The sequence below is a fragment of the Pseudomonas sp. GW821-FHT07G10 genome (genome assembly GCF_059418545.1).
The window spans coordinates 163,344-185,570 of sequence record NZ_JBWKQB010000004.1 but is presented as its reverse complement, the minus strand read 5'-3'; the positions used below and the strand labels follow the sequence as shown (position 1 = coordinate 185,570).

General features: G+C 59.9%; 19 protein-coding genes. 13 read left to right on the top strand and 6 right to left on the bottom strand.

The features are described from left to right. Window positions 1-95: 95 nt before the first annotated feature. A complete protein-coding gene (locus tag AC07O1_RS08445; protein ID WP_495088493.1) occupies window positions 96-818 on the bottom strand; it encodes a tellurite resistance TerB family protein in 723 nt (240 codons plus the stop codon). 194 nt (window positions 819-1,012) lie between these two features. Between AC07O1_RS08445 and AC07O1_RS08440 the strand changes: the two genes are divergently transcribed. The 11 genes from AC07O1_RS08440 (at window position 1,013) to AC07O1_RS08390 (ending at window position 13,849) form a co-directional block, all read left to right on the top strand. Beyond that, a complete protein-coding gene (locus tag AC07O1_RS08440; RefSeq protein WP_494992528.1) occupies window positions 1,013-1,927 on the top strand; it encodes a LysR family transcriptional regulator in 915 nt (304 codons plus the stop codon). Between the two features lie 103 nt (window positions 1,928-2,030). Beyond that, window positions 2,031-3,521: a gamma-aminobutyraldehyde dehydrogenase gene (locus AC07O1_RS08435; RefSeq protein WP_495010304.1), complete on the top strand. Its 1,491-nt coding sequence runs from the start codon at window positions 2,031-2,033 to the stop codon at window positions 3,519-3,521. Window positions 3,522-3,608: 87 nt separating this feature from the next. Further along, window positions 3,609-4,760 (top strand): putative ABC transporter substrate-binding protein YdcS, encoded by a 1,152-nt coding sequence (gene ydcS, locus AC07O1_RS08430; RefSeq protein ID WP_495088492.1) that lies wholly within the window; start codon window positions 3,609-3,611, stop codon window positions 4,758-4,760. Window positions 4,761-4,966: 206 nt separating this feature from the next. Next, window positions 4,967-6,004, top strand: a complete 1,038-nt coding sequence (locus tag AC07O1_RS08425) for an ABC transporter ATP-binding protein (RefSeq protein ID WP_495088491.1) — start codon at window positions 4,967-4,969, stop codon at window positions 6,002-6,004. Between the two features lie 13 nt (window positions 6,005-6,017). After that, window positions 6,018-6,950 (top strand): ABC transporter permease, encoded by a 933-nt coding sequence (locus AC07O1_RS08420; RefSeq protein WP_495088490.1) that lies wholly within the window; start codon window positions 6,018-6,020, stop codon window positions 6,948-6,950. Continuing rightward, on the top strand, window positions 6,940-7,767 hold the full coding sequence (locus AC07O1_RS08415) for an ABC transporter permease (protein WP_495088489.1): 828 nt from the start codon (window positions 6,940-6,942) through the stop codon (window positions 7,765-7,767). The genes AC07O1_RS08420 and AC07O1_RS08415 overlap by 11 nt, the downstream gene beginning before the upstream one ends. Before the next feature lie 49 nt (window positions 7,768-7,816). After that, a complete protein-coding gene (locus AC07O1_RS08410; protein ID WP_495088488.1) occupies window positions 7,817-9,241 on the top strand; it encodes a gamma-aminobutyraldehyde dehydrogenase in 1,425 nt (474 codons plus the stop codon). Window positions 9,242-9,464: 223 nt separating this feature from the next. Next, window positions 9,465-10,949 carry an APC family permease gene (locus AC07O1_RS08405; protein ID WP_495088487.1) on the top strand — a complete coding sequence of 495 codons (1,485 nt, stop codon included), beginning with the start codon at window positions 9,465-9,467 and terminating at the stop codon, window positions 10,947-10,949. 271 nt (window positions 10,950-11,220) lie between these two features. Further along, window positions 11,221-11,484, top strand: a complete 264-nt coding sequence (locus AC07O1_RS08400) for a CopG family ribbon-helix-helix protein (RefSeq protein ID WP_494992520.1) — start codon at window positions 11,221-11,223, stop codon at window positions 11,482-11,484. Beyond that, window positions 11,447-11,737, top strand: coding sequence for a type II toxin-antitoxin system RelE/ParE family toxin (locus tag AC07O1_RS08395; RefSeq protein ID WP_495010301.1), 291 nt, complete (start codon window positions 11,447-11,449; stop codon window positions 11,735-11,737). Before AC07O1_RS08400 ends, AC07O1_RS08395 begins: the two co-directional genes overlap by 38 nt. Before the next feature lie 492 nt (window positions 11,738-12,229). Beyond that, a complete protein-coding gene (locus tag AC07O1_RS08390) occupies window positions 12,230-13,849 on the top strand; it encodes a glucan biosynthesis protein D (protein ID WP_495088486.1) in 1,620 nt (539 codons plus the stop codon). A 192-nt stretch (window positions 13,850-14,041) separates the two neighbouring features. On the opposite strand, the gene AC07O1_RS08385 is transcribed toward AC07O1_RS08390, so the two are convergent. From AC07O1_RS08385 to AC07O1_RS08375, 3 genes are all read right to left on the bottom strand, one after another. Then, complete coding sequence (locus tag AC07O1_RS08385; protein ID WP_495023284.1) at window positions 14,042-15,148, bottom strand: NADH:flavin oxidoreductase/NADH oxidase; 1,107 nt, start codon at window positions 15,146-15,148, stop codon at window positions 14,042-14,044. A 317-nt stretch (window positions 15,149-15,465) separates the two neighbouring features. Next, window positions 15,466-17,175 carry a single-stranded-DNA-specific exonuclease RecJ gene (gene recJ / locus AC07O1_RS08380; RefSeq protein WP_495088485.1) on the bottom strand — a complete coding sequence of 570 codons (1,710 nt, stop codon included), beginning with the start codon at window positions 17,173-17,175 and terminating at the stop codon, window positions 15,466-15,468. Between the two features lie 66 nt (window positions 17,176-17,241). Then, complete coding sequence (locus tag AC07O1_RS08375) at window positions 17,242-17,784, bottom strand: YaeQ family protein (protein WP_494992515.1); 543 nt, start codon at window positions 17,782-17,784, stop codon at window positions 17,242-17,244. A gap of 149 nt (window positions 17,785-17,933) precedes the next feature. Here AC07O1_RS08375 and AC07O1_RS08370 point away from each other — a divergent pair, with 149 nt between their 5' ends. Further along, the gene (locus tag AC07O1_RS08370) at window positions 17,934-19,133 is read left to right on the top strand and encodes a CaiB/BaiF CoA transferase family protein (protein WP_495088484.1); all 1,200 of its coding nucleotides are present in this window, start codon (window positions 17,934-17,936) and stop codon (window positions 19,131-19,133) included. A gap of 52 nt (window positions 19,134-19,185) precedes the next feature. Beyond that, window positions 19,186-20,076 carry a TIGR02285 family protein gene (locus tag AC07O1_RS08365; protein WP_495088483.1) on the top strand — a complete coding sequence of 297 codons (891 nt, stop codon included), beginning with the start codon at window positions 19,186-19,188 and terminating at the stop codon, window positions 20,074-20,076. Between the two features lie 164 nt (window positions 20,077-20,240). Here AC07O1_RS08365 and AC07O1_RS08360 read toward each other — a convergent pair whose 3' ends face one another. Next, window positions 20,241-20,528, bottom strand: a complete 288-nt coding sequence (locus tag AC07O1_RS08360) for a DUF3509 domain-containing protein (protein ID WP_495010295.1) — start codon at window positions 20,526-20,528, stop codon at window positions 20,241-20,243. 251 nt (window positions 20,529-20,779) lie between these two features. Beyond that, window positions 20,780-22,189 (bottom strand): threonine synthase, encoded by a 1,410-nt coding sequence (gene thrC / locus AC07O1_RS08355; RefSeq protein WP_494992511.1) that lies wholly within the window; start codon window positions 22,187-22,189, stop codon window positions 20,780-20,782. Between the last annotated feature and the right edge of the window lie 38 nt (window positions 22,190-22,227).

The window sequence follows — 22,227 nt, the reverse complement described above, 5'->3', positions numbered from 1 at the left end:
CTCTGGATGGCTACTGTGGGGCAGATGCGGTGAACGTCGTCAGTGATGACTCGGAAGAAAGTGGCGATCCTTTGGATCCCCCTTGCTTTCTCTGATTACAACGAGGCTTGCCGGACCTGACGCTCCAACTCGGCTTTCAAGCCTGGCTCAAGCTTGAGCTGGCGCGCCAGTTCATCCAGATAGGACTTCTCCATGAAGTTCTCTTCATCCACCAGCATCACGCTGGCGATGTACATCTCGGCGGCCATTTCCGGGGTGCTGGCGGCGCGGGCGACATCGGCCGGGTCCAGGGGTTTGTTGAGTTCGGCGTGCAGCCAGCGTTGCAGGTCCTGATCGTTGTCCAGCCTGGTAAATTCGCCCTCGATCAGCGCTCGCTCGCGTTCATCGACATGGCCGTCGGCCTTGGCGGCAGCGACCAGCGCCTTGAGGATCGCCTGGCTGTGCAATTCAACTTGCGCTGCCGGCAAGCGGTCGACGGTTTGTGGCTCAGCCTGTGGCGCGCCAGCCTGCTGTGCCTGCCAATTGCCGTATGCCTTATAGGCCAAAACGCCCAACGCGGCGAGACCGCCGTAGGTCAGTGCCTTGCCGCCAAACTTGCGGGCTTTTTTGTTTCCCAACAACAGCCCCATCGCGCCCGCCGCCAGCGCGCCGCCACCAACACCTGAGAGCAAACTGCCGAGCCCGCCCGAACTGCCGCCGAGCAAGCTGCCCAGTGCGCCGTTATCCGATACCGATTTGTTCTGAGTGCCGCCGGCCTTGTTTTGCAACATGTCCTGACCGGACTTGAGCAGCTGATCGAGCAATCTGCGTGTATTCATTTGTCACCTCCAAAACCGGGGTTAACCGGATCATTGAGGCCCACAGCGTAGATCGAAGCGCCCTCCTCCACGTGGCGAGAATGCTTCCAGATGTTGCTTGGCCCTGACCGAAGCCCCGGTCCTGAACCAGACCATCGATTAAAAAGATATACACTCAAGCAAATCTATAAAACCGTCTAACCGGTAATTCCCCCATGATGACCTTGCGTCAAATCCGCCACTTCATCGCTGTGGCCGAAACCGGCTCGATCTCGGCCGCCGCCCAGGCGGTCTATATTTCCCAATCGACACTGACCCTGGCAATCCAGCAACTGGAACAGGAAATCGGCGTCAACCTGTTCAATCGACATGCCAAAGGCATGACCCTGACCCACCAGGGTCACCAGTTCCTGCGCCAGGCGCACTTGATCCTGGCCACGGTCGACAACGCCAAGCGCAGCTTGCAACAAAGTACCGACCAGGTGGCCGGGCAGTTGATTGTCGGCGTGACCAGCCTGGTGGCCGGTTACTACCTCGCCGATTTGCTCACCCGCTTCCAGCGTGCCTACCCGAACGTGGAAATCCGCGTGATGGAGGATGAGCGCCCGTATATCGAGCATTTGCTGGTCAGCGGTGAAATCGATGTCGGGGTGCTGATTCTCTCCAACCTGGAAGACCGTCATGCCCTGCAAACCGAGGTGCTCACCCACTCGCCCCATCGCCTGTGGCTGCCGGCTCAGCACCCGTTGCTGGAACACGACAGCATCAACCTCGCCGACGTCGCCCGCGAACCGCTGATACAGCTCAACGTCGATGAAATGGACCGCAACGCCCAGCGCATGTGGTCCAGCGCGGGGTTGCAGCCACGCATCACCTTGCGCACAGCCTCGACCGAAGCGGTGCGAAGCCTGGTGGCGGCCGGTCTTGGTGTGTCGATCCAGCCGGACATGACCTACCGCCCGTGGTCACTGGAGGGCGACATCATCGAGGCGCGGCCACTGGCGGACCTGAGCCAGACCCTGGACGTCGGCCTGGCCTGGCGCCGCGGCACCGCACGCCCCGCGTTGGTGGACCCATTCCTGACCGTGGCCCGCGAGCAACCCCACGCCGGACGCAAGCCATCTATTTAATCGAACGCAGCCTTCAGTATTTAGTATTTGTCGACCGCAGCTCCGGCCACTAGTCTCTGTGCATCTATAAGAGAGGGCCGGGCTCCAGTCCCAAGGGAGCACCATGGCCACACAAGAAAAGAGAACCCGAAAAATGGCTGGCGTGCAGACCCCGTTGTTCACCGCTTTATTGATCGATGGTGAATTAGTCGCAGGCCAGGGTTTTGTCGAACCTATTCTCAACCCGGCCACGGGTGAAGTGCTGACGCATATCGCCGAAGCCAGCACCGAACAAGTTGAAAGCGCCGTTCTGGCTGCCCATCGCGCTTTTGCCGGTTGGTCGCGAACCACCCCGCAGCAACGCTCGAACATTTTGTTGGCCATCGCCAACGCCGTTGAAAAACAGGCCGATCACCTCGCCCGCCTCGAATCGCTGAACTGCGGCAAGCCGCTGCACCTGGCGCGTCAGGACGACTTGAACGCCACGGTCGACGTGTTCCGTTTCTTCGCCGGCGCCGTGCGTTGTCAGACTGGCCAGCTCAGCGGTGAATACCTGCCGGGCTACACCAGCATGGTCCGTCGCGATCCGATTGGCGTGGTCGCCTCGATCGCCCCCTGGAACTACCCCATCATGATGGCCGCCTGGAAAATCGCCCCGGCCCTGGCGGCGGGCAACACCCTGGTGTTCAAGCCATCCGAACACACACCGCTATCGATTCTGGCCCTGGCCCCGGCGCTGGCCGAATTGCTGCCACGCGGGGTGATCAACATCATTTGCGGCGGCGGTGAAGGCGTCGGCAGCCATTTGGTCAGCCACCCGAAAGTACGCATGGTTTCGCTGACCGGCGATATCGTCACCGGGCAGAAAATCCTCCAGGCCGCGGCGAAAACCCTCAAACGCACCCACCTCGAGCTCGGCGGTAAAGCGCCGGTGATCGTCTGCAATGACGCCGACATTCAAGCCGTGGTCGAAGGTGTGCGCAGCTACGGCTACTACAACGCGGGGCAGGACTGCACCGCGGCTTGCCGGATCTACGCCCAGGCCGGGATCCATGATCGCCTGGTCGCCGAGCTTGGCGCCGCCGTCAGCAGCCTGCGCTTTGCCGGCAAACGCGACACTGATAACGAGATCGGCCCGCTGATCAGCACCCGTCAGCGCGACCGCGTGGCCAGCTTCGTCGAACGCGCCCTTGGTCAGCCGCACATCGAGCGCGTCACCGGCGCCGCCGTGCATTCCGGCGCGGGCTTCTACTACCAGCCGACCCTGCTCGCCGGCTGCAAACAGAGTGATGAAATTGTCCAGCGTGAAGTGTTCGGCCCAGTCGTCACCGTGACCCGCTTCGAAGCACTGGAGCAAGCAGTGGACTGGGCCAACGACTCCGAGTACGGCTTGGCGTCGTCGGTATGGACTCAGAATCTGGACAAGGCGATGCAGGTCGCGGCGCGTTTGCAGTATGGCTGCACCTGGATCAACAGCCATTTCATGCTGGTCAGCGAAATGCCCCACGGCGGCTTGAAACGCTCGGGCTATGGCAAGGATCTGTCCAGCGATTCGCTACAGGATTACAGCGTGGTGCGGCACATCATGGCGCGCCACGGCAATGACCTGAATTAACGCACTACTCCAATAAATAGCCTCAAAAGGCATGGCTTCACCACGTTCACCAACTGCCCCGACCATAATTAAAGAAGAGGGAATCCCATGTTCGTGCACAAGACCGTACTGCTCAGTGCAATCACCACCGCACTGCTGGCCAGCGCCAGCATCCAGGCCGCCGAACCGCTGAAAGCCGTTGGCGCCGGCGAAGGACAACTGGATATCGTGGCCTGGCCGGGCTACATCGAACGTGGTGAGAGCGACAAGAACTACGACTGGGTGACCGGTTTCGAGAAAGAGACCGGCTGCAAGGTCAACGTCAAAACCGCCGGCACCTCCGATGAAATGGTCAGCCTGATGGCCAAGGGCGGTTACGACCTGGTCACCGCTTCCGGCGACGCCTCCTTGCGCTTGATCGCTGGCAAGCGTGTTCAGCCGATCAACACCGCGCTGATCCCGAACTGGAAGAACATCGATCCACGCCTCAAGGACGGGCCTTGGTACGTGGTCAACAAGCAGACCTACGGCGCGCCCTATCAGTGGGGCCCGAACGTGCTGATGTACAACACCACTGTGTTCAAGCAGGCGCCCACCAGTTGGGCCGTAGTGTTCGATGCGCAGAACCTGCCGGACGGCAAGTCCAACAAGGGTCGTGTGCAGGCCTATGACGGCCCGATCTACATCGCCGACGCGGCGCTGTACCTCAAGTCGAGCAAACCGGAACTGGGCATCAAGAACCCTTATGAACTGACTGAAACCCAGTACAAAGCCGTGCTTGATCTGTTGCGAGCCCAGCAACCGTTGATCCACCGCTACTGGCATGACACCACCGTGCAAATGAGTGACTTCAAAAACGAAGGCGTGGTGGCCTCCAGCGCCTGGCCGTATCAGGTCAACGGCCTGATAAACGAGAAACAGCCCATCGCTTCGACCATTCCCAAGGAAGGCGCCACTGGATGGGCCGACACCACCATGATGCACGCCGAGGCCAAGCACACCAATTGCGCCTACAAGTGGTTGGACTGGTCCCTGCAACCCAAGGTCCAGGGTGACGTAGCCGCCTGGTTCGGCTCGCTGCCAGCGGTTCCGGCGGCCTGCAAAGAGAGCGAATTGCTCGGTGCTGAAGGGTGCAAGACCAACGGTTTCGACCAGTTCGACAAGATCGCCTTCTGGAAAACCCCGCAGGCCGAGGGCGGAAAATTCGTGCCATACAGCCGCTGGACCCAGGACTACATCGCGATCATGGGCGGTCGCTAAAAGTCATTCCGGTAGCTACTGACAACTCGTTCCCACGCTCTGCGTGGGAATGCAGCCAGTGACGCTCCGCGTTACATGCCGAAGCGATTGCTGCGCGTCCGGTGAGGCATTCCCACGCGGAGCGTGGGAACGATCGATATTCAGATTTCTCAGAAGTCCAGGCAAGGGCCGCTGCGACGGCTTTCGCCTTTTTGGAGCACCGCACCATGACGCTTGCAGTCCAGTTCACCAACGTTTCCCGTCAGTTCGGCGAAGTGAAAGCCGTTGACCGGGTTTCCATCGACATCCAGGACGGCGAGTTCTTTTCCATGCTTGGCCCTTCCGGCTCGGGCAAAACCACGTGCCTGCGCCTGATTGCCGGGTTCGAACAACCAAGCGCCGGCTCGATCCGCATTCATGGCGAAGAAGCCGCCGGGCTGCCGCCGTATCAGCGTGACGTGAATACCGTGTTCCAGGATTACGCCCTGTTCCCGCACATGAACGTACGGGACAACGTGGCCTATGGCTTGAAGGTCAAGGGCGTCGGCAAGACCGAACGCCTGATGCGCGCCGAAGAAGCCCTCGACATGGTCGCCCTCGGCGGTTACGGCGAACGCAAGCCGGTGCAACTGTCCGGTGGTCAGCGCCAGCGAGTCGCCCTGGCCCGCGCACTGGTCAATCGTCCTCGGGTGCTGCTGCTGGACGAACCCCTGGGCGCCCTCGACCTGAAGTTGCGCGAACAAATGCAGGGGGAGTTGAAGAAGCTGCAACGCCAGCTCGGCATCACCTTTATTTTCGTCACCCACGATCAGACTGAAGCGCTGTCGATGTCCGACCGTGTGGCGGTATTCAACAAGGGCCGCATCGAGCAAGTCGACACCCCGCGCAACCTCTACATGAAACCGGCCACCACATTTGTCGCCGAGTTCGTCGGCACCTCTAACGTTATCCGTGGCGAGCTGGCCCAACAGTTGAGCGGCAGTACCAAGCCCTTCTCGATTCGCCCGGAACATGTGCGTTTCGCTGACGGTCCTGCGGCCAGCCACGAAATCGAAGTCAGCGGCCTGCTTCACGACATCCAGTACCAGGGCAGCGCCACCCGTTACGAACTCAAACTGGAAAACGGCCAGACCCTGAACATCAGCCAGGCCAACAATCAATGGCTGGATAGCTGCGCCCAGCACCAGACCGGGCAACGGATCACCGCACGCTGGGCGCGCGAAGCCATGACCAGCCTGACCGACACCGTTGCGAGCGAGGTGTGACATGAGCCCGGCCATGACCTCCTCCCCCGCCAGCGGTTCACCCTTGCGCAGGTTTTCCGACCTGCTGTATCGCCGACCCAATCTGTACCTGGCGATGTTATTGGTGCCGCCGCTGATCTGGTTCGGCGCGATCTATCTTGGTTCATTACTGACCTTGCTCTGGCAGGGTTTCTACACCTTCGATGACTTCACCATGGCAGTCACTCCCGACCTGACCCTGGCGAACTTCACGGCGCTGTTCCAGCCGTCGAACTTCGACATCATCGCCCGCACCCTGAGCATGGCCGTCGTGGTATCGATCGCCAGCGCCTTCGTCGCGTTCCCCATTGCTTACTACATGGCGCGCTACACCACGGGCAAGACCAAGGCGTTTTTCTACATCGCGGTGATGATGCCGATGTGGGCCAGCTACATCGTCAAGGCCTACGCCTGGACCCTGCTGCTGGCCAAGGGCGGCGTCGCGCAGTGGTTCGTTCAACACTTTGGGCTGGAGCCGGTGTTGCAGTTCGTGCTCGGTATTCCCGGCGTCGGCGGCAGCACCTTGTCCACCTCGCATCTGGGACGCTTCATGGTGTTCGTCTACATCTGGCTGCCGTTCATGATCCTGCCGATCCAGGCCTCGCTGGAACGTCTACCGCCATCGCTGCTGCAAGCCTCCGCCGACCTCGGGGCCAGACCACGACAGACCTTCATGCAAGTGACCCTGCCGCTGTCGATCCCGGGCATTGCGGCCGGGTCGATCTTCACCTTCTCGCTGACCCTGGGTGACTTCATCGTGCCGCAACTGGTCGGCCCGCCGGGCTACTTCGTCGGCAGCATGGTGTACGCCCAGCAGGGTGCAATCGGCAACATGCCGATGGCCGCCGCCTTCACCCTGGTGCCAATCGCGCTGATCGCCATTTACCTGTCCATCGTCAAACGTCTGGGGGCCTTCGATGCGCTCTGATTCAGAAAAGCATGGGGAAAAAGCCTCCCTGGGCCTGCGACTGGCCGCCTGGAGCGGGCTGGTGTTCCTGCACTTCCCGATCCTGATCATCTTCATATACGCCTTCAACACTGAAGACGCAGCCTTCAGCTTTCCACCCCAGGGCTTCACCCTGAAGTGGTTCAGCGTGGCCTTTTTGCGACCGGACGTGCTGGACGCGATCAAGCTGTCGCTGCAGATCGCCGCTATTGCCACGCTGATCGCCATGGTCCTCGGCACCCTCGCTTCGGCCGCTTTGTACCGGCGTGACTTCTTCGGCAAACAAGGCATTTCGCTGATGCTGATCCTGCCAATCGCCTTACCGGGGATCATCACCGGTATCGCCCTGCTCGCGACCTTCAAGACCCTGGGCATCGAGCCGGGCATGTTCACCATCATCGTCGGCCACGCGACCTTCTGTGTGGTGATCGTCTACAACAACGTCATCGCCCGTTTGCGCCGCACCTCTTACAGCTTGATCGAAGCCTCGATGGATCTGGGCGCCGACGGCTGGCAGACCTTTCGCTACATCGTCCTGCCGAACCTCGGCTCGGCGTTGCTGGCCGGCGGCATGCTGGCGTTCGCCCTGTCGTTCGACGAAATCATCGTCACCACTTTTACCGCCGGCCACGAGCGCACCCTGCCGCTGTGGCTGCTCAACCAACTCAGCCGCCCGCGCGATGTGCCGGTGACCAACGTGGTGGCGATGCTGGTGATGCTGGTGACCATGTTCCCGATCCTTGGCGCCTACTACCTGACCCGTGGCGGTGAAAGCGTGGCCGGGAGCGGCGGCAAATGATCGATCTTACAAATCCAACAATGAATTCGCTGCAAGAGAGGACATAGCCATGCAAACCAAACTGCTGATCAACGGCCAACTGGTCGAAGGTGAAGGCGCCAGCCAACCCGTGTTCAACCCGGCGTTGGGCCGTGTGCTGGTGGAAGTCAACGAAGCCAGCGAAGCCCAGGTCGACGCCGCCGTGTGTGCCGCCGATGCGGCGTTCGAAGGTTGGTCACAGACCCCGCCCAAAGAGCGTTCGCTGCTGTTGCTCAAACTCGCCGATGCCATCCAGGCCCACGGCGAAGAACTGGCCAGGCTGGAATCGGACAATTGCGGCAAACCCTATAGCGCGGCGCTGCACGACGAAATCCCGGCGATTGCCGATGTGTTCCGCTTCTTCGCCGGCGCCAGCCGCTGCATGGGCGGTACGGCCGGTGGCGAATACCTGCCCGGCCACACCTCGATGATCCGCCGCGACCCGGTGGGCGTGATCGCTTCCATCGCGCCGTGGAACTACCCGCTGATGATGGTCGCCTGGAAAATCGCCCCGGCCCTGGCCGCCGGCAATACCGTAGTGCTCAAGCCGTCGGAACAAACGCCGCTGACCGCATTGCGTCTGGCGGAACTGGCCTCGGAGATTTTCCCGGCCGGTGTGCTCAACCTGGTCTTTGGCCGTGGCCCCAGTGTCGGCAGCCCGCTGGTAACTCACCCGAAAGTGCGCATGGTCTCCTTGACCGGCTCGATTGCCACCGGCGCGAACATCATTTCCAGCACCGCCGACAGCGTCAAACGCATGCACATGGAACTGGGTGGCAAAGCCCCGGTGATCATCTTCGACGACGCCGACATCGATGCCGCCGTGGAAGGCATTCGGACCTTCGGTTTCTACAACGCCGGGCAAGACTGCACCGCCGCCTGCCGCGTCTATGCCCAGGAAGGCATCTACGACAGGTTCGTCGAAAAGCTCGGCGCGGCCGTCAGCACCATCAAGTACGGCTTGCAGGATGACCCGCAAACCGAGCTGGGGCCGTTGATCACCGCTCAGCATCGCGACCGTGTGGCCGGGTTTGTCGAACGTGCGCTGGCACAACCGCACATTCGCTTGATCACCGGCGGCAAGGCCGTGGAAGGCAACGGCTTCTTCTTCGAACCGACGGTGCTGGCCGACGCCCAACAGGACGATGAGATCGTCCGGCGCGAGGTGTTTGGGCCGGTGGTGTCAGTGACCCGATTCACAGACGAAGCGCAGGTGCTGGGCTGGGCCAACGCTTCGGACTACGGCCTGGCGTCGTCGGTATGGACCGCCGACGTCGGCCGCGCCCACCGCCTCGCGGCGCGTTTGCAGTACGGCTGCACCTGGGTCAACACGCACTTCATGCTGGTCAGCGAAATGCCTCACGGCGGGCAGAAACTGTCCGGTTATGGCAAGGACATGTCCATGTACGGGCTGGAGGATTACACCACCGTGCGGCATGTGATGTTCAAGCACTAAAAGCATCGCGAGCAAGCTTCGCTCCTACAGGTCTGCGCAGCCCGTAGGAGCGAGGCTTGCCCGCGATGGCGTCACCGCGAGTTCAAGGACGACTTCGCGATACGCACCACCAGGTTCCACACCAACGAAACCACAACAATAACCACCGAACCGGGTTGGGCCGTCATGGCCCCGCCACGGATTCGGACATCCGAAATCTGCCGATTTTCCGGAGAAATACCTTATGAGTGCATCACCCGAATTCTCTGCATTAGCCGCCGACAGCGATGCCGAGCAGCTACGCAAACTGGGCTACACCTCGAACTTCAATCGCAGCATGAGCCTGTGGGAAAACTTCGCCCTGGGCTTCACTTACCTGTCGCCGGTGGTAGGCGTCTACACCCTGTTCGGCCTGTGTCTGGCTGCCGGCGGGCCACCGATGTTCTGGGCCTACTTACTGGTCGGCTGCGGGCAATTGCTGGTGTGCCTGATCTTCGGTGAAGTGGTTTCACAGTTCCCGATTTCCGGTGGGGTTTACCCTTGGGCCCGCCGCCTGGTCGGCAAGCGCTGGGCGTGGATGGTCGGCTGGATCTACTCCATCGCCCTGTGCGTAACCATCGCCGCCGTTGCGGTCGGTGCCGGCCCCTATCTGGCGGCGATGATGGGCTTCGAACCAAGCAACAACACCAACATCATCATCGCTCTGGTGCTGACGTTGTTCGCCACGCTGGTCAACCTCAGCGGCACCAAAGTGCTGGCGCGTATCGCCATGTTCGGCTTCCTCTGCGAGCTGGTGGGCGCGGTGATCGTCGGGGTGTACCTGCTGGTATTCGAGCGTCATCAACCGCTCAGCGTGTTGTTCAACACCTTTGATATCCGCGTTGACGGCTCCTACCTGCCGGCCTTCCTCACCGCCTCGTTGGCGGGGATGTTTCTCTACTACGGCTTCGAGGCCTGCGGCGACGTGGCCGAAGAAACCCCGAACCCGAGCAAGCAGATCCCGGTGGCCATGCGCATGACCATCTACATCGGCGGCATTGCGGCGATGTTCGCTTGCCTGGCACTGATCCTCGCCGTGCCGGACATGCAAGCAGTGATCAATGGCACCGACAAAGACCCGGTCACCACCATCCTCAGCAACGCCTTCGGTCCTGTTGGTTCGAAAGTAGTGATGGGTGTGGTGATGATTTCCTTCATCTCCTGCGTCATCAGCCTGCAAGCGGCGGCCAGTCGCCTGCTGTATTCCTACGCCCGAGACGAAATGGTCATCGGCAGCAGCCTGCTGAAACGGATTTCGCCGACCACTCAGGTTCCGGTTGCCGCATTGTTCGTGTCCGGTATCCTGCCGGCGCTGATCATCGCTCTGGGCTTTTTCCTGCAAGACGCAGTGGCGACCATCGTCAGCTTCGCCGCCATCGGTATCTACCTGGCGTTCCAGATGATCGTTCTCGCCGCCCTCTACGCCCGTGCCCGCGGCTGGAGACCCAGCGGCAAATTCACTCTCGGGGCTTGGGGCCTGCCGGTGAACATCGGTGCGCTGGTCTACGGTGTCGGTGCAATCATCAACATGGCCTGGCCGCGTACGCCAGACGCTGCGTGGTACATCAACTACGCCATGGTGCTGAGCACCGCCATCGTTATCGGCCTGGGCCTGCTCTACATGTGGCTCGGCAAGCCGTACGACCACGGCACCGCCCCGGCGGGCGATGCCTGGAAAATCAGCCGGTAACACCTTTCGCCCCGGCATCGTTTGGGTTGCCGGGGTGACTCAGATGCGCAGTGGGGCCTACTTACCCATACAGCGATTGATGGAGCCTGGAGGGTAGTGGCGGAACGAATGACCACCCAAGCATTTGGCAATATATCGGTCACTCTCTTTCGACACAGCCCCGCTAAGGTTTGCTGACGACAGTGCACATAGCATCGGTTGACTGAAGTCTCGGCAAGGCCTACGGTGTTTACATCGTCTACAACGTATACACCTTTTCAGGAGAGCCAACATGGCCTCGCCCGTTTTGTCCTTTCGTGTCGAAGAGATCCTTGCCCAGCAACTGGATCAGCTTGCAGCCGCGACCGATCGCGACCGCCAGTATCATCTCAAGCGTGCACTGGTTCGTTATGTGGAAGCCGAGTCCTGGCATCTACAAGCCATCAGCGAAGGCATAGCCGATGCCAACGCTGGCAAACTGACCGATCTGGACGCCGTAAAGGCTAAGTGGGCAAACCGTGCCGAAAGTCGTACTGACCGAAAAAGCGGAGAGTGATCTTGATGCTATCCATGAGTATTACCGCGACTTGATTGGCTTTTCTGCAGCCAACGATGTGATAACAAACATTCTGGAATTATTCGGTCAACTTGAACTGTTCCCCGGCTCAGGCAGACCTTCCGTGATGCCTGATCTGCGTGAACTCGTCATAACTGAGTATCCGTTTATTGCTCCTTATCGCCTGATGCACGGACAAATTCAGGTATTGCGGGTTTTGCATCAGAGAACAGAGCGAATACAGGATTGGTAATGCCGGCTGAATTGAACAAAGGCCTGCTGCTCGATTCCTGCTCCGGGTAACTGCATCAGGCCACTCCGCATTCTGCAACGCCTGGTGGTTCATCTTCTGCAAGGACGTTAACGATAACCGCGAACCGCTGTCCGGCAGCGCCGCAACTGATTCAAAGACCCGCCTGTGATCATGCTGATGGTGATCGTAAGGTACGCCGTATAAGTGTGGTTGAGCACACGGTGGATGCGCTGCCATCCATATGGCCCGCTTGAATGCTTGCTGCGGTCTGTGACTATCATGGCCTTGCCCGCCTGGCGGCGGATTGCCTGATCATTTGTGCAGGCTTGCTCCTCAGCGCTCAGTGTTTTTTTCAATTCATTGCGAACGGCTGGCGCTCTTTGTTATCTGTTAAGCGTCCGTTGCGTTTGGCCCAAGACATGTCCGAACCTCAATTTCTGATTCATCACGCAGCCAGTAACGGCGCGGGATCATCCAAGACAGGTTTTATTTATGCACCGCAGGAATCTCCTGAAAGCCTCCATGGCCATCGCCGCCTATACCGGTCTGTCGGCCACTGGCCTGCTGGCCGCTCGCGCCTGGGCCGGTACCGCCGATGGCGAGGCTCAGACGTTCGACTTCGAAACGTTGAAGGCAAAAGCCAGGCAACTGGCAGGCGATCGATATCTGGATACCAAGCAGGTGTTGCCGCCGACCCTCGCCAACATGGCGCCGCAGCAATTCAACGCGATCCAGTACGACGCCAATCATTCGCTGTGGAATGAGCTGAACGGCCAACTGGACGTGCAGTTTTTCCATGTCGGGATGGGTTTCAAGCAACCGGTGCGCATGTACAGCGTCGACCCCAAGACCCGCCAGGCGCGGGAAGTGCACTTCCGGCCATCACTGTTCAACTACCGGAAGACCAGCGTCGACACCTCGCAGCTCAAGGGAGACCTGGGTTTCGCCGGGTTCAAGCTGTTCAAGGCCCCGGAGCTGGACAAGCACGATGTGCTGTCCTTCCTCGGCGCCAGCTATTTCCGTGCAGTGGATGCCAGTGGCCAATACGGTTTGTCTGCGCGTGGGCTGGCGATCGACACTTACGCCAAACGCAAAGAGGAGTTTCCTGACTTCACCAGGTTCTGGTTCGAAACACCAGACAAGGACAGTACGCGATTCGTGGTGTACGCCTTGCTCGACTCGCCCAGCGCAACCGGCGCTTATCGCTTCGATATCGATTGCCAGGCCAATCAGGTGGTGATGGCCGTCGACGCGCATGTCAATGCGCGCACCGCCATCGAGCAGTTGGGCATCGCGCCGATGACCAGCATGTTCAGCTGCGGCACCCATGAACGGCGCATGTGCGACACCATTCATCCGCAAATCCATGACTCCGACCGTCTGGCCATGTGGCGCGGCAATGGCGAATGGATCTGCCGGCCACTGAACAACCCGGCGACGCTGCAATTCAATGCCTTCGTCGATAAAGACCCGAAAGGTTTCGGTCTGGTCCAGACCGATCACGAGTTCGTCAGCTATCAGGACACCGTGGACTGGTACAGCCGCCGCCCGAGTCTATGGGTCGAGCCGACCACTGCCTGGGGTGAAGGCTCTATCGATCTGCTGGAAATCCCGACCACGGGCGAGACTCTCGACAACATCGTGGCCTTCTGGACACCCAGGCAGCCCGTCGCAGCAGGCGACTCGCTGAACTACGGCTACAAACTCTACTGGAGCGCTCTGCCACCCGTCAGCACACCGCTGGCGCAGGTCAATGCGACGCGCTCGGGCATGGGTGGCTTCATCGAGGGATGGGCACCGGGCGAGCATTATCCTGAGGTCTGGGCGCGGCGTTTTGCTGTCGACTTTACCGGCGGCGGTCTGGATCGCCTGCCCGAAGGAACTGCCATCGAGCCGATCGTCACGGCGTCGAACGGCCAGGTGAAAGACTTCAACGTCCTGCAGTTGCCGGACATCAAAGGCTATCGAGTGACTTTCGACTGGTACCCCACCGACGATAGCGTAGCTGCGGTGGAGTTGCGGCTGTTCATTCGTACCCATGACCGGACGTTGAGCGAGACCTGGCTGTATCAGTATTTCCCGCCAGCACCGGATAAGCGCAAATACACCTGACAGGGTCAGCCTTGAGATCGTCGGTGCCTGGACTGACCTCATCGCGAGCAAGCTCGGCTCCCACAAGGATGACGCGGTACCTGTAGGAGCCGAGCTTGCTCGCGATGACGGTAACAAGCCCCATAAAGCGTTCAGCTGGATAAGTAAAAGCCCCAGTCTCGCGACCGGGGCTTTGGCTTTTTACAAATGCGTTTATTCACGCAAATCCGACTCATGAATCGGCTGATCGCGGTGAGTCGCCCGTTGGTATTGCGCCGGCCAGATGGCTTTGTGTCCGCCCAGGTCATCATCGGCATGCAGCGGCCAGTAAGGATCGCGTAGCAGCTCCCGAGCCAGCAGGATGATGTCAGCCTGACAGGTACGCAGAATGTGCTCGGCCTGAGCGGGCTCGGTGATCAAACCGACAGTCCCGGTGGCGATACCCGACTCCTTGCGCACACGCTCGGCAAAGCGCGTCTGGTAACCCGGCCCGGTTGGAATCTCCGCGTTGGCCGCGGTGCCGCCCGAGGACACATCAATCAGGTCTACACCCAAGGCTTTCAGACGTCGCGCCAGCTCCACGGTTTCATCCGGGTTCCAGCCATCTTCGACCCAATCGGTGGCCGACACCCGCACAAACAGTGGCAACTCTTCAGGCCAGACCGTACGCACCGCTTCGGTCACTTGCAGCACCAGACGAATGCGGTTTTCGAAAGAGCCACCGTATTGATCGCTTCGCTGGTTGCTCAAGGGCGATAGAAACTGGTGCAGCAGGTAACCGTGCGCAGCATGCACTTCGACTACTTTGAATCCGGCGACCAAGGCGCGTTTGGCGGCATCGACGAAGGCCTGGATGACGTCGGCGATCTGTCCTTCATTCAGTTGTATCGGTGCGCTGTGTTCGGGGTCAAAGGCAATCGGCGATGGGCCGACCGGAGTCCAGCCGCCGTCGGCCGGTTTCACGCTGCCATGCTTGCCCAGCCATGGCCGATGGGTGCTGGCCTTGCGCCCGGCGTGGGCCAGCTGGATACCGGCGACAGCGCCCTGGGCGGTGATAAAACGAGTGATGCGTTGCAAGGGTTCGATCTGATCATCGTTCCACAGACCAAGGTCTTGAGCGGTGATACGCCCGTTGGCAGTCACCGCCGTGGCCTCGGTAAAGACCAGACCGGCACCGCCCACGGCACGACTGCCGAGATGAACAAGATGCCAGTCATTGGCCAGCCCATCGACGCAGGAGTATTGGCACATTGGCGAGACCGCGATGCGGTTGAGCAGCGTCAATTGACGAAGGGTATAGGGTTCAAGCAGCAGACTCATGGGGCACCTCTCAATCAGTGGTCAGGCTCCAGGGTTCTGTTTGAAAAGTCGACGAGTGACAAGAAGGATGCAGCACCCGCCCCCGCGGGCAAAAAATGAGAAGACGTCACAAGGCACAATCAGACAGTGTTTAGAGCCTAGTCGACAACCGAGAATGAGGGAGGGTTCAGAAAACTAAAGAACCCGATTTGGGAGATTTGATCGTTCCCACGCTCCGCGTGGGAATGCCTCAATGGACGCTCTGCGTCCGCCTCTGTGACGCGGAGCGTCACGGGCTGCATCCCCACACCGGAGCGTGGGAACGATCTGCGATCTGACTACCGCGGTTCGATGTGGGCAATCATCAACTGCACGGTTTCCTGCCCACGGAACTCGTTGAGGTCAAGCTTGTAGGCCAGCTCGACCCAACGAATGGTCGGGTTCGGCCAGATCTCGCGATCGATGCCAAATGCAATACCATCGAGTTTCAGCGAGCCGCATTCACTTTTGAGCACCACTTTGAGATGCCGCTCACCGACGATGCGCTGCTCGACCAACTGAAACACGCCATGGAACAACGGTTCAGGAAAGTGCTGGCCCCAAGGACCGGCGTGGCGCAAGGCGCGGGCGAGTTCCAGATGGAACTCCTCGACTGCCAGCGTACCGTCAGACAGCAGCCGCCCGGTCAAATCGTCCTCACGCAGTTGCCGACGAACCTCGGTGTCGAACGCCTCGGCAAACGCCGGGAAGTTCTGCTCCGGCAGTGACAGCCCCGCCGCCATGGCGTGGCCACCGAACTTGCTGATCAACTCAGGATGTTTCGCCGCCACTGCATCCAATGCGTCGCGGATATGAAACCCCGGCACCGAACGCGCCGAGCCTTTGAGCATGCCTTCACCCGCATCGGCAAAGGCGATGGTCGGGCGGTGGTAGCGCTCTTTCATACGCGAAGCGAGGATACCGATGACGCCTTGGTGCCAATCGGCTTCGAACAGACACAAGCCGAACGGCATCGACTCCAGCGGCAAGTCCTTGAGTTGAGCCAGGGCTTCGCGCTGCATGCCTTGCTCGATGGATTTGCGATCCTGGTTCAGCTCATCGAGCTGGGTCGCCATTTCCCGCGCTGAAGCGTTGTCTTCGCTGAGCAGGCATTCGATGCCCAGACTCATGTCATCCAGCCGCCCTGCCGCGTTCAGACGCGGGCCGATAATGAACCCAAGGTCGGTGGAGGTGATTCGCGAATGGTCGCGCTTGGCGACTTCAAGGATTGCCTTGAGTCCCGGCCGCGCACGCCCGGCGCGAATCCGCTCAAGCCCTTGATGCACCAGAATGCGGTTATTGGCGTCCAGCGGCACCACGTCGGCCACACTGCCCAGCGCCACCAGATCCAGCAACTCACCGATGTTCGGCTGCGGTCTACTCTCGTACCAACCCAGGCTGCGTAGACGAGCGCGCAGCGCCATCAGTACATAAAAAATCACCCCGACGCCGGCCAGCGCTTTGCTCGGGAACTCGCAACCCGGTTGATTCGGATTGACGATGGCGTCCGCGGCAGGCAACTCGTGCCCCGGCAAGTGGTGATCGGTGACCAACACGGTCAGCCCCGCCGCTTTCGCCGCCGCCACGCCTTCGACGCTGGAGATACCGTTGTCCACGGTAATCAGCAATTGTGGTTCGCGCTGCAAGGCTACCGCGACAATTTCCGGGGTCAGTCCGTAGCCGTATTCGAAGCGATTGGGCACCAGATAGTCGACGTGGGCGGCGCCCAGCAGGCGTAATCCGAGCATGCCGACCGTGCTGGCGGTCGCGCCATCAGCATCGAAGTCACCGACGATGAGGATGCGCTGGCGCTGCTCCAGTGCCACCACCAGCAAATCCACCGCCGCCTCAATGCCCTTGAGCTGCTGATAGGGAATCAAACGCGCCAGGCTCTTGTCCAGTTCAGCCTCGGACTGCACACCACGCGCCGCGTAGAGGCGGGTCAGCAGCGGCGGCAGGTCACCGAGAAACGGCAGGGTAGCGGGCAGCAGGCGGGGTTCGATACGCATGGGGCGAGGGGTGCTTCTCTTCAAGAAAAGGGATGAAACAGAATGATGCAGACGAGCGGCGAAGAATCAGCCGCGCTCGCCCGTCAGCCACTGCAGCTGGACTTCGTGCTGGCCGCGATCATCGGTCACGAAAATCGTGCCTTCGCTGATCATCACGTCCCACTTGATAGCGCGCGGCATGTCCTTGGCCAGCACTTCCAGAATCTCTTGCGGCACGGCGGCGATGTTGACGTTTTTCAGGTTTTTCACGGCTGGGACCACTTTGGTTTCCCAGACACGCAGGCTGCCATAGGCCAGCAAACTGGTGCGTTCAGTACGACGCGAGCACCAGGTCAGGCGATCGGCATCCGGCTGGCCGACTTCGATCCAGTGCAGGACACGGTCATCCAGACTTTTTTCCCACAAGGCAGGTTCGTCTACTTCTGACAGACCACGGCCAAAGGACAGCTGCTCGTTGTACCAGAAGGCATAGGCCAACAGGCGCACGGTCATTCGCTCTTCAGTCTCCGAAGGATGACGGGCGATGGTCTGTTTGACGCTTTCATACACCCCACGATCGAGGTCAGTAAGGTTCAGTTCAAATTTGTAGGTCGTGGACGGCTGGGCCATGAACGCGCTTCTTGATACGAGGAAAGGCGGCAAGTCTAACCGATGCGAAGGCTAATCAACGACTCCCGCGACTCATCATCCTTTAGCCAGATGGCCGGGCTATGTTAAAACGCTCTCTCCGCTCAGCCGTTTGCCCTACAGGATTTCCCATGCCGCTCACCGCCAAACCTCTTGCCGGGGTAAAAGTCATCGAACTCGGCACCTTGATCGCCGGCCCTTTCGCCTCACGCATCTGCGGCGAATTCGGCGCCGACGTAATCAAGGTCGAATCCCCGGATGGCGGTGACCCGTTGCGCAAATGGCGCAAGCTCTATGAAGGCACGTCGCTGTGGTGGTTCGTCCAGGCGCGCAACAAGAAATCCCTGACTTTGAACCTGAAACACCCGGACGGTCTGGCGATTCTCAAACAGTTGCTCAGTGAAGCGGACATCCTGATCGAAAATTTCCGCCCAGGCGTGCTGGAAAAACTCGGCCTCGGCTGGGAGGTTTTGCACGCATTGAACCCGAAACTGGTGATGGTGCGCCTCTCCGGTTTCGGTCAGACCGGGCCGATGAAGGATCAGCCCGGCTTCGGTGCGGTCGGCGAGTCCATGGGCGGCCTGCGCTACATCACCGGCTTCGAGGACCGGCCACCCGTGCGCACCGGCATTTCCATCGGTGATTCGATCGCCGCGCTCTGGGGCGTGATTGGCGGGCTCATGGCGCTACGTCACCGCGAGGTTAATGGTGGTCAGGGGCAAGTGGTGGACGTTGCGCTGTATGAGGCGATCTTCGCCATGATGGAAAGCATGGTCCCGGAGTTCGACGTCTTCGGGTTCATCCGTGAGCGCACCGGCAACATCATGCCTGGCATCACGCCCTCCTCCATCCACACCAGCGCCGACGGGAAACATGTGCAAATCGGCGCTAACGGCGATGCGATCTTCAAACGCTTCATGCAGGCGATCGGTCGCGAGGATCTGGCTGACGATCCGGCCCTGAGCAGCAACGATGGTCGCGACAGCCGCCGTGATGAAATATACGGCGTGATTGATCGCTGGGTCAGCTCGCTGCCGCTGGACGCGGTGATCGACCGATTGAACCTGGCCGAAGTACCGGCCAGCCGGATTTTCAGCGCCGAAGACATGTTCAGCGATCCGCAGTTTCTGGCCCGGGAAATGTTCCTGCAGGCCAAGCTACCCGATGGCAAGGCCTTCAAGATGCCGGGGATAGTGCCAAAACTTTCGGACACACCGGGCACATCCGAATGGGTCGGGCCAGCGCTCGGTGAACATAACGTGCAAGTGCTGAACGACCTTGGCTACGACGCCGTACAGATCAACCGGCTACGTGAAGTCGGGGCTATCTAAGCTGAATCCATTGTCTTTGGCTCGCCGGAGGCCGACGCTGGCAAGCAGCGCAATGCTTCGTCGCGCCTGGTGGCGAACGCTTCGCATGCTGGGAATTTTGCCGATGCTGGTGTGGCTATTGGCCGCACCAAGGGCGGCTCAAGCCAAGGAGACGCTGATCTGGCTGCTGCGCGACCTGCCACCGTTGACGATTCTCGAAGCACCAGAAAAAGGTCAAGGCGCCATCGATCGGCTGATGCCGCTGTTGATCGCCAGCATGCCGCAATACCAGCACAACATCATGCGGGTCAACCGCGCGCGCGGCATGCAAATGCTCCATGAACTCTCATTCACCTGCGATCCTTCATTGCTCTGGAGCAAAGAGCGCACGCAGTGGATCGAGTTTTCGATTCCCGCCTTGAGGATCCTGAGTAACGGTCTGGCAGTGCGCCATCAAGACCGCGCCACCCTGGAGCCGTTCATCGTCGGCGGCAAGGTCGATCTGACGGCACTTCTGGCCAGCAGCCAGAAGCTCGGAGTGGTTGCCGAACGCAGCTATGGCCAACGGATCGATGCTCAACTGCAACACGCTCCGGTCGACACATTGGCTGCGCACTATGGCAATGACGCGCTGGGTAGCTTGTTGCAAATGCAGCGCCTGGGACGCTTGACCGCGTTATTGGGCTACTGGCCGGAAATCCGGTACCAGGCACAACGGCAAGGCATATCGCCCGCTGAGCTGGAGTTCTACCCGATCAAGGATACGGAAAAGTACCAGTCGATCCATGTCGGTTGCTCGAATACGGCAGAGGGCCGTCAGGCCATTGCCAGCATCAACAAAGCCTTGCGCGACCTGCGTCAGAACACACTGATCGATTTTTATACCGCTTGGCTTGATCCAGAGATGCGCCGCGATTACCTGGAGGACGCCAGGGCATTTTTTCAGCGCCCTCAAGAGCAATGACAAACGCCAGGCAAAAGAAACCCCAAGAAGTAGGGAAACGACTCGGGGTTAAACGTGGCCTACAAAGACCCGTACAACAAGCTGCAAGCACCGGAGCACAATGCTTGGTCCCGTTGTACAAAGTCTGACTTACCCGACGGTATTAAGGTTCAAAAAAAATAGAATCAATTCCTGCTGGCAAAAGCCTTGTCCTGCGCGGCATTACGCAAAGCAGCGATGACGCTGGGCTCAAGACGCCCCTCGGCAATCAGCACGTCACGGTGCAGGCCGTCGACTACGTCTGTCAGCAAACGTTTATCGGTCAACTGAGCCTGATTGAACGCCCGCTCAACCACGATGGACCCGGCTGCATTCTTCAACGTCACCAGGCATTCGCCACCGGCACCCGAGGGGCCCAGTGCGACCTGATACGGGCTCAAAGCCTCACCCAGCAATAGGCTGATACTTTCCATCTCGATCACCACTCAATAGTCCGAAAACAAAGTGCCTAAGGGCCTGTCCACTGCAAATGACCACCAGCCCGAGAAGAAAGCCCTTCACGTAAACGAAGAGCGAACCTCGTCAACCTGAGTACATGGAGCATGCATGGAAAAGATGACAGAGAAAAAACAGCCACGTTGAATCGTCAACCTTCCGGTGATTCTGGGCGCACAATAAAAAGCCCGTCATGAGACGGGCTTCAATATGTGACGGGTCCAGTCAATCAAAGTGGCTTGCCGCGGTTGCCATGTTGACTGACAAAGGCCTGCACGGCTTTCAAGTCATTTGCCAAAACGGTGCAGCGCTCATCCCGTTCAAACAAATCAGAAAGATGAGCGGGCAGTTCAAGCGCTTTTCCTACACCAGCTTTCTCCACGGCTTCAGGGAACTTGACCGGGTGGGCCGTCCCCAGAATCACCATCGGTATATCCAGGCTGCGGCGGCACTCACGCGCGGCCTTGACGCCGATGGCGGTATGCGGATCCAGCAACTCGCCACATTGTGCGAAGACTTCGGCAATGGTTTCGCAGGTTTGCTCATCGTCGACCGCCAGCGAATCGAACAGCTTGCGTGTTTCAGTCCAGCGATCCTCGTCGACGCTGAAACCGCCACCCTGCTTGAAGGTCTCCATCAGGCCGGCCAGCGCCGCACCATTGCGACCGTGCATATCGAACAACAGACGTTCGAAGTTCGAGGAGACCATGATGTCCATCGACGGCGACAGGGTCGCGTGCAGGGTTTCCTTGACGTACTGATTGCCGCTCATGAAGCGGTGCAGGATGTCGTTGCGGTTGGTAGCGACAATCAATTGATTGATCGGCAGACCCATGTTGCGCGCCAGGTAGCCAGCGAAGATATCGCCGAAGTTGCCGGTTGGCACCGAGAACGATACCGAACGGGCCGGGCCGCCCAGCTGCAGGGCTGCATGGAAGTAGTAAACGATCTGGGCCATGATCCGCGCCCAGTTGATCGAGTTGACCGCTACCAGGCGAGTGCCCTTGAGGAAGCTCTGGTCGGCGAAGCTGGCCTTGACCATTTCCTGGCAATCGTCGAAGTTGCCTTCAACGGCGATGTTGTGAATGTTCTCGCCGAAGATGGTCGTCATCTGCCGACGCTGAACTTCAGAAACGCGGTTGTGCGGATGCAGAATGAAGATGTCGACGTTGTCGCAACGACGGCACCCTTCGATGGCGGCAGAACCGGTATCACCCGAGGTGGCACCGAGGATCACCACGCGCTCGCCACGCTTCTCCAGCACGTAATCGAGCAAGCGACCGAGCAGTTGCAGAGCAAAGTCCTTGAACGCCAGCGTCGGGCCGTGGAACAGCTCGAGCACCCATTCGTTACCGTTGAGCTGACGCAACGGCGCAACAGCGCCGTGGGAGAACGCACCGTAGGTTTCTTCAAGGATGTTCTTGAAGTCCACATCCGGAATGCTACCGCTGACAAACGGGCGCATCACCCGGAATGCCAGCTCGTGGTATGGCAGGCCGGCCCAGGAGGCAATTTCTTCCTGAGTGAAGCGTGGCAGGTTTTCTGGCACGTACAGGCCGCCATCGCTGGCCAGACCGGTCAGCAGGACATCTTCGAAATTCAGGGCCGGTGCCTGGCCGCGGGTACTGATATAACGCATGACTGGCTCCTCTAAAAAGAGTTCTCAAACGAGGGCTT

Coding starts and splice junctions, on each gene's coding strand:
- thrC (WP_494992511.1), bottom strand. CDS start 22,189: ATGCGTTATATCAGTACCCGCGGCCAGGCACCGGCCCTGAATTTCGAA.
- AC07O1_RS08400 (WP_494992520.1), top strand. CDS start 11,221: ATGGCCTCGCCCGTTTTGTCCTTTCGTGTCGAAGAGATCCTTGCCCAG.
- AC07O1_RS08435 (WP_495010304.1), top strand. CDS start 2,031: ATGGCCACACAAGAAAAGAGAACCCGAAAAATGGCTGGCGTGCAGACC.
- AC07O1_RS08420 (WP_495088490.1), top strand. CDS start 6,018: ATGACCTCCTCCCCCGCCAGCGGTTCACCCTTGCGCAGGTTTTCCGAC.
- AC07O1_RS08405 (WP_495088487.1), top strand. CDS start 9,465: ATGAGTGCATCACCCGAATTCTCTGCATTAGCCGCCGACAGCGATGCC.
- AC07O1_RS08445 (WP_495088493.1), bottom strand. CDS start 818: ATGAATACACGCAGATTGCTCGATCAGCTGCTCAAGTCCGGTCAGGAC.
- AC07O1_RS08415 (WP_495088489.1), top strand. CDS start 6,940: ATGCGCTCTGATTCAGAAAAGCATGGGGAAAAAGCCTCCCTGGGCCTG.
- ydcS (WP_495088492.1), top strand. CDS start 3,609: ATGTTCGTGCACAAGACCGTACTGCTCAGTGCAATCACCACCGCACTG.
- AC07O1_RS08440 (WP_494992528.1), top strand. CDS start 1,013: ATGATGACCTTGCGTCAAATCCGCCACTTCATCGCTGTGGCCGAAACC.
- AC07O1_RS08410 (WP_495088488.1), top strand. CDS start 7,817: ATGCAAACCAAACTGCTGATCAACGGCCAACTGGTCGAAGGTGAAGGC.
- AC07O1_RS08360 (WP_495010295.1), bottom strand. CDS start 20,528: ATGGAAAGTATCAGCCTATTGCTGGGTGAGGCTTTGAGCCCGTATCAG.
- AC07O1_RS08390 (WP_495088486.1), top strand. CDS start 12,230: ATGCACCGCAGGAATCTCCTGAAAGCCTCCATGGCCATCGCCGCCTAT.
- recJ (WP_495088485.1), bottom strand. CDS start 17,175: ATGCGTATCGAACCCCGCCTGCTGCCCGCTACCCTGCCGTTTCTCGGT.
- AC07O1_RS08365 (WP_495088483.1), top strand. CDS start 19,186: ATGCTTCGTCGCGCCTGGTGGCGAACGCTTCGCATGCTGGGAATTTTG.
- AC07O1_RS08385 (WP_495023284.1), bottom strand. CDS start 15,148: ATGAGTCTGCTGCTTGAACCCTATACCCTTCGTCAATTGACGCTGCTC.
- AC07O1_RS08375 (WP_494992515.1), bottom strand. CDS start 17,784: ATGGCCCAGCCGTCCACGACCTACAAATTTGAACTGAACCTTACTGAC.
- AC07O1_RS08370 (WP_495088484.1), top strand. CDS start 17,934: ATGCCGCTCACCGCCAAACCTCTTGCCGGGGTAAAAGTCATCGAACTC.
- AC07O1_RS08425 (WP_495088491.1), top strand. CDS start 4,967: ATGACGCTTGCAGTCCAGTTCACCAACGTTTCCCGTCAGTTCGGCGAA.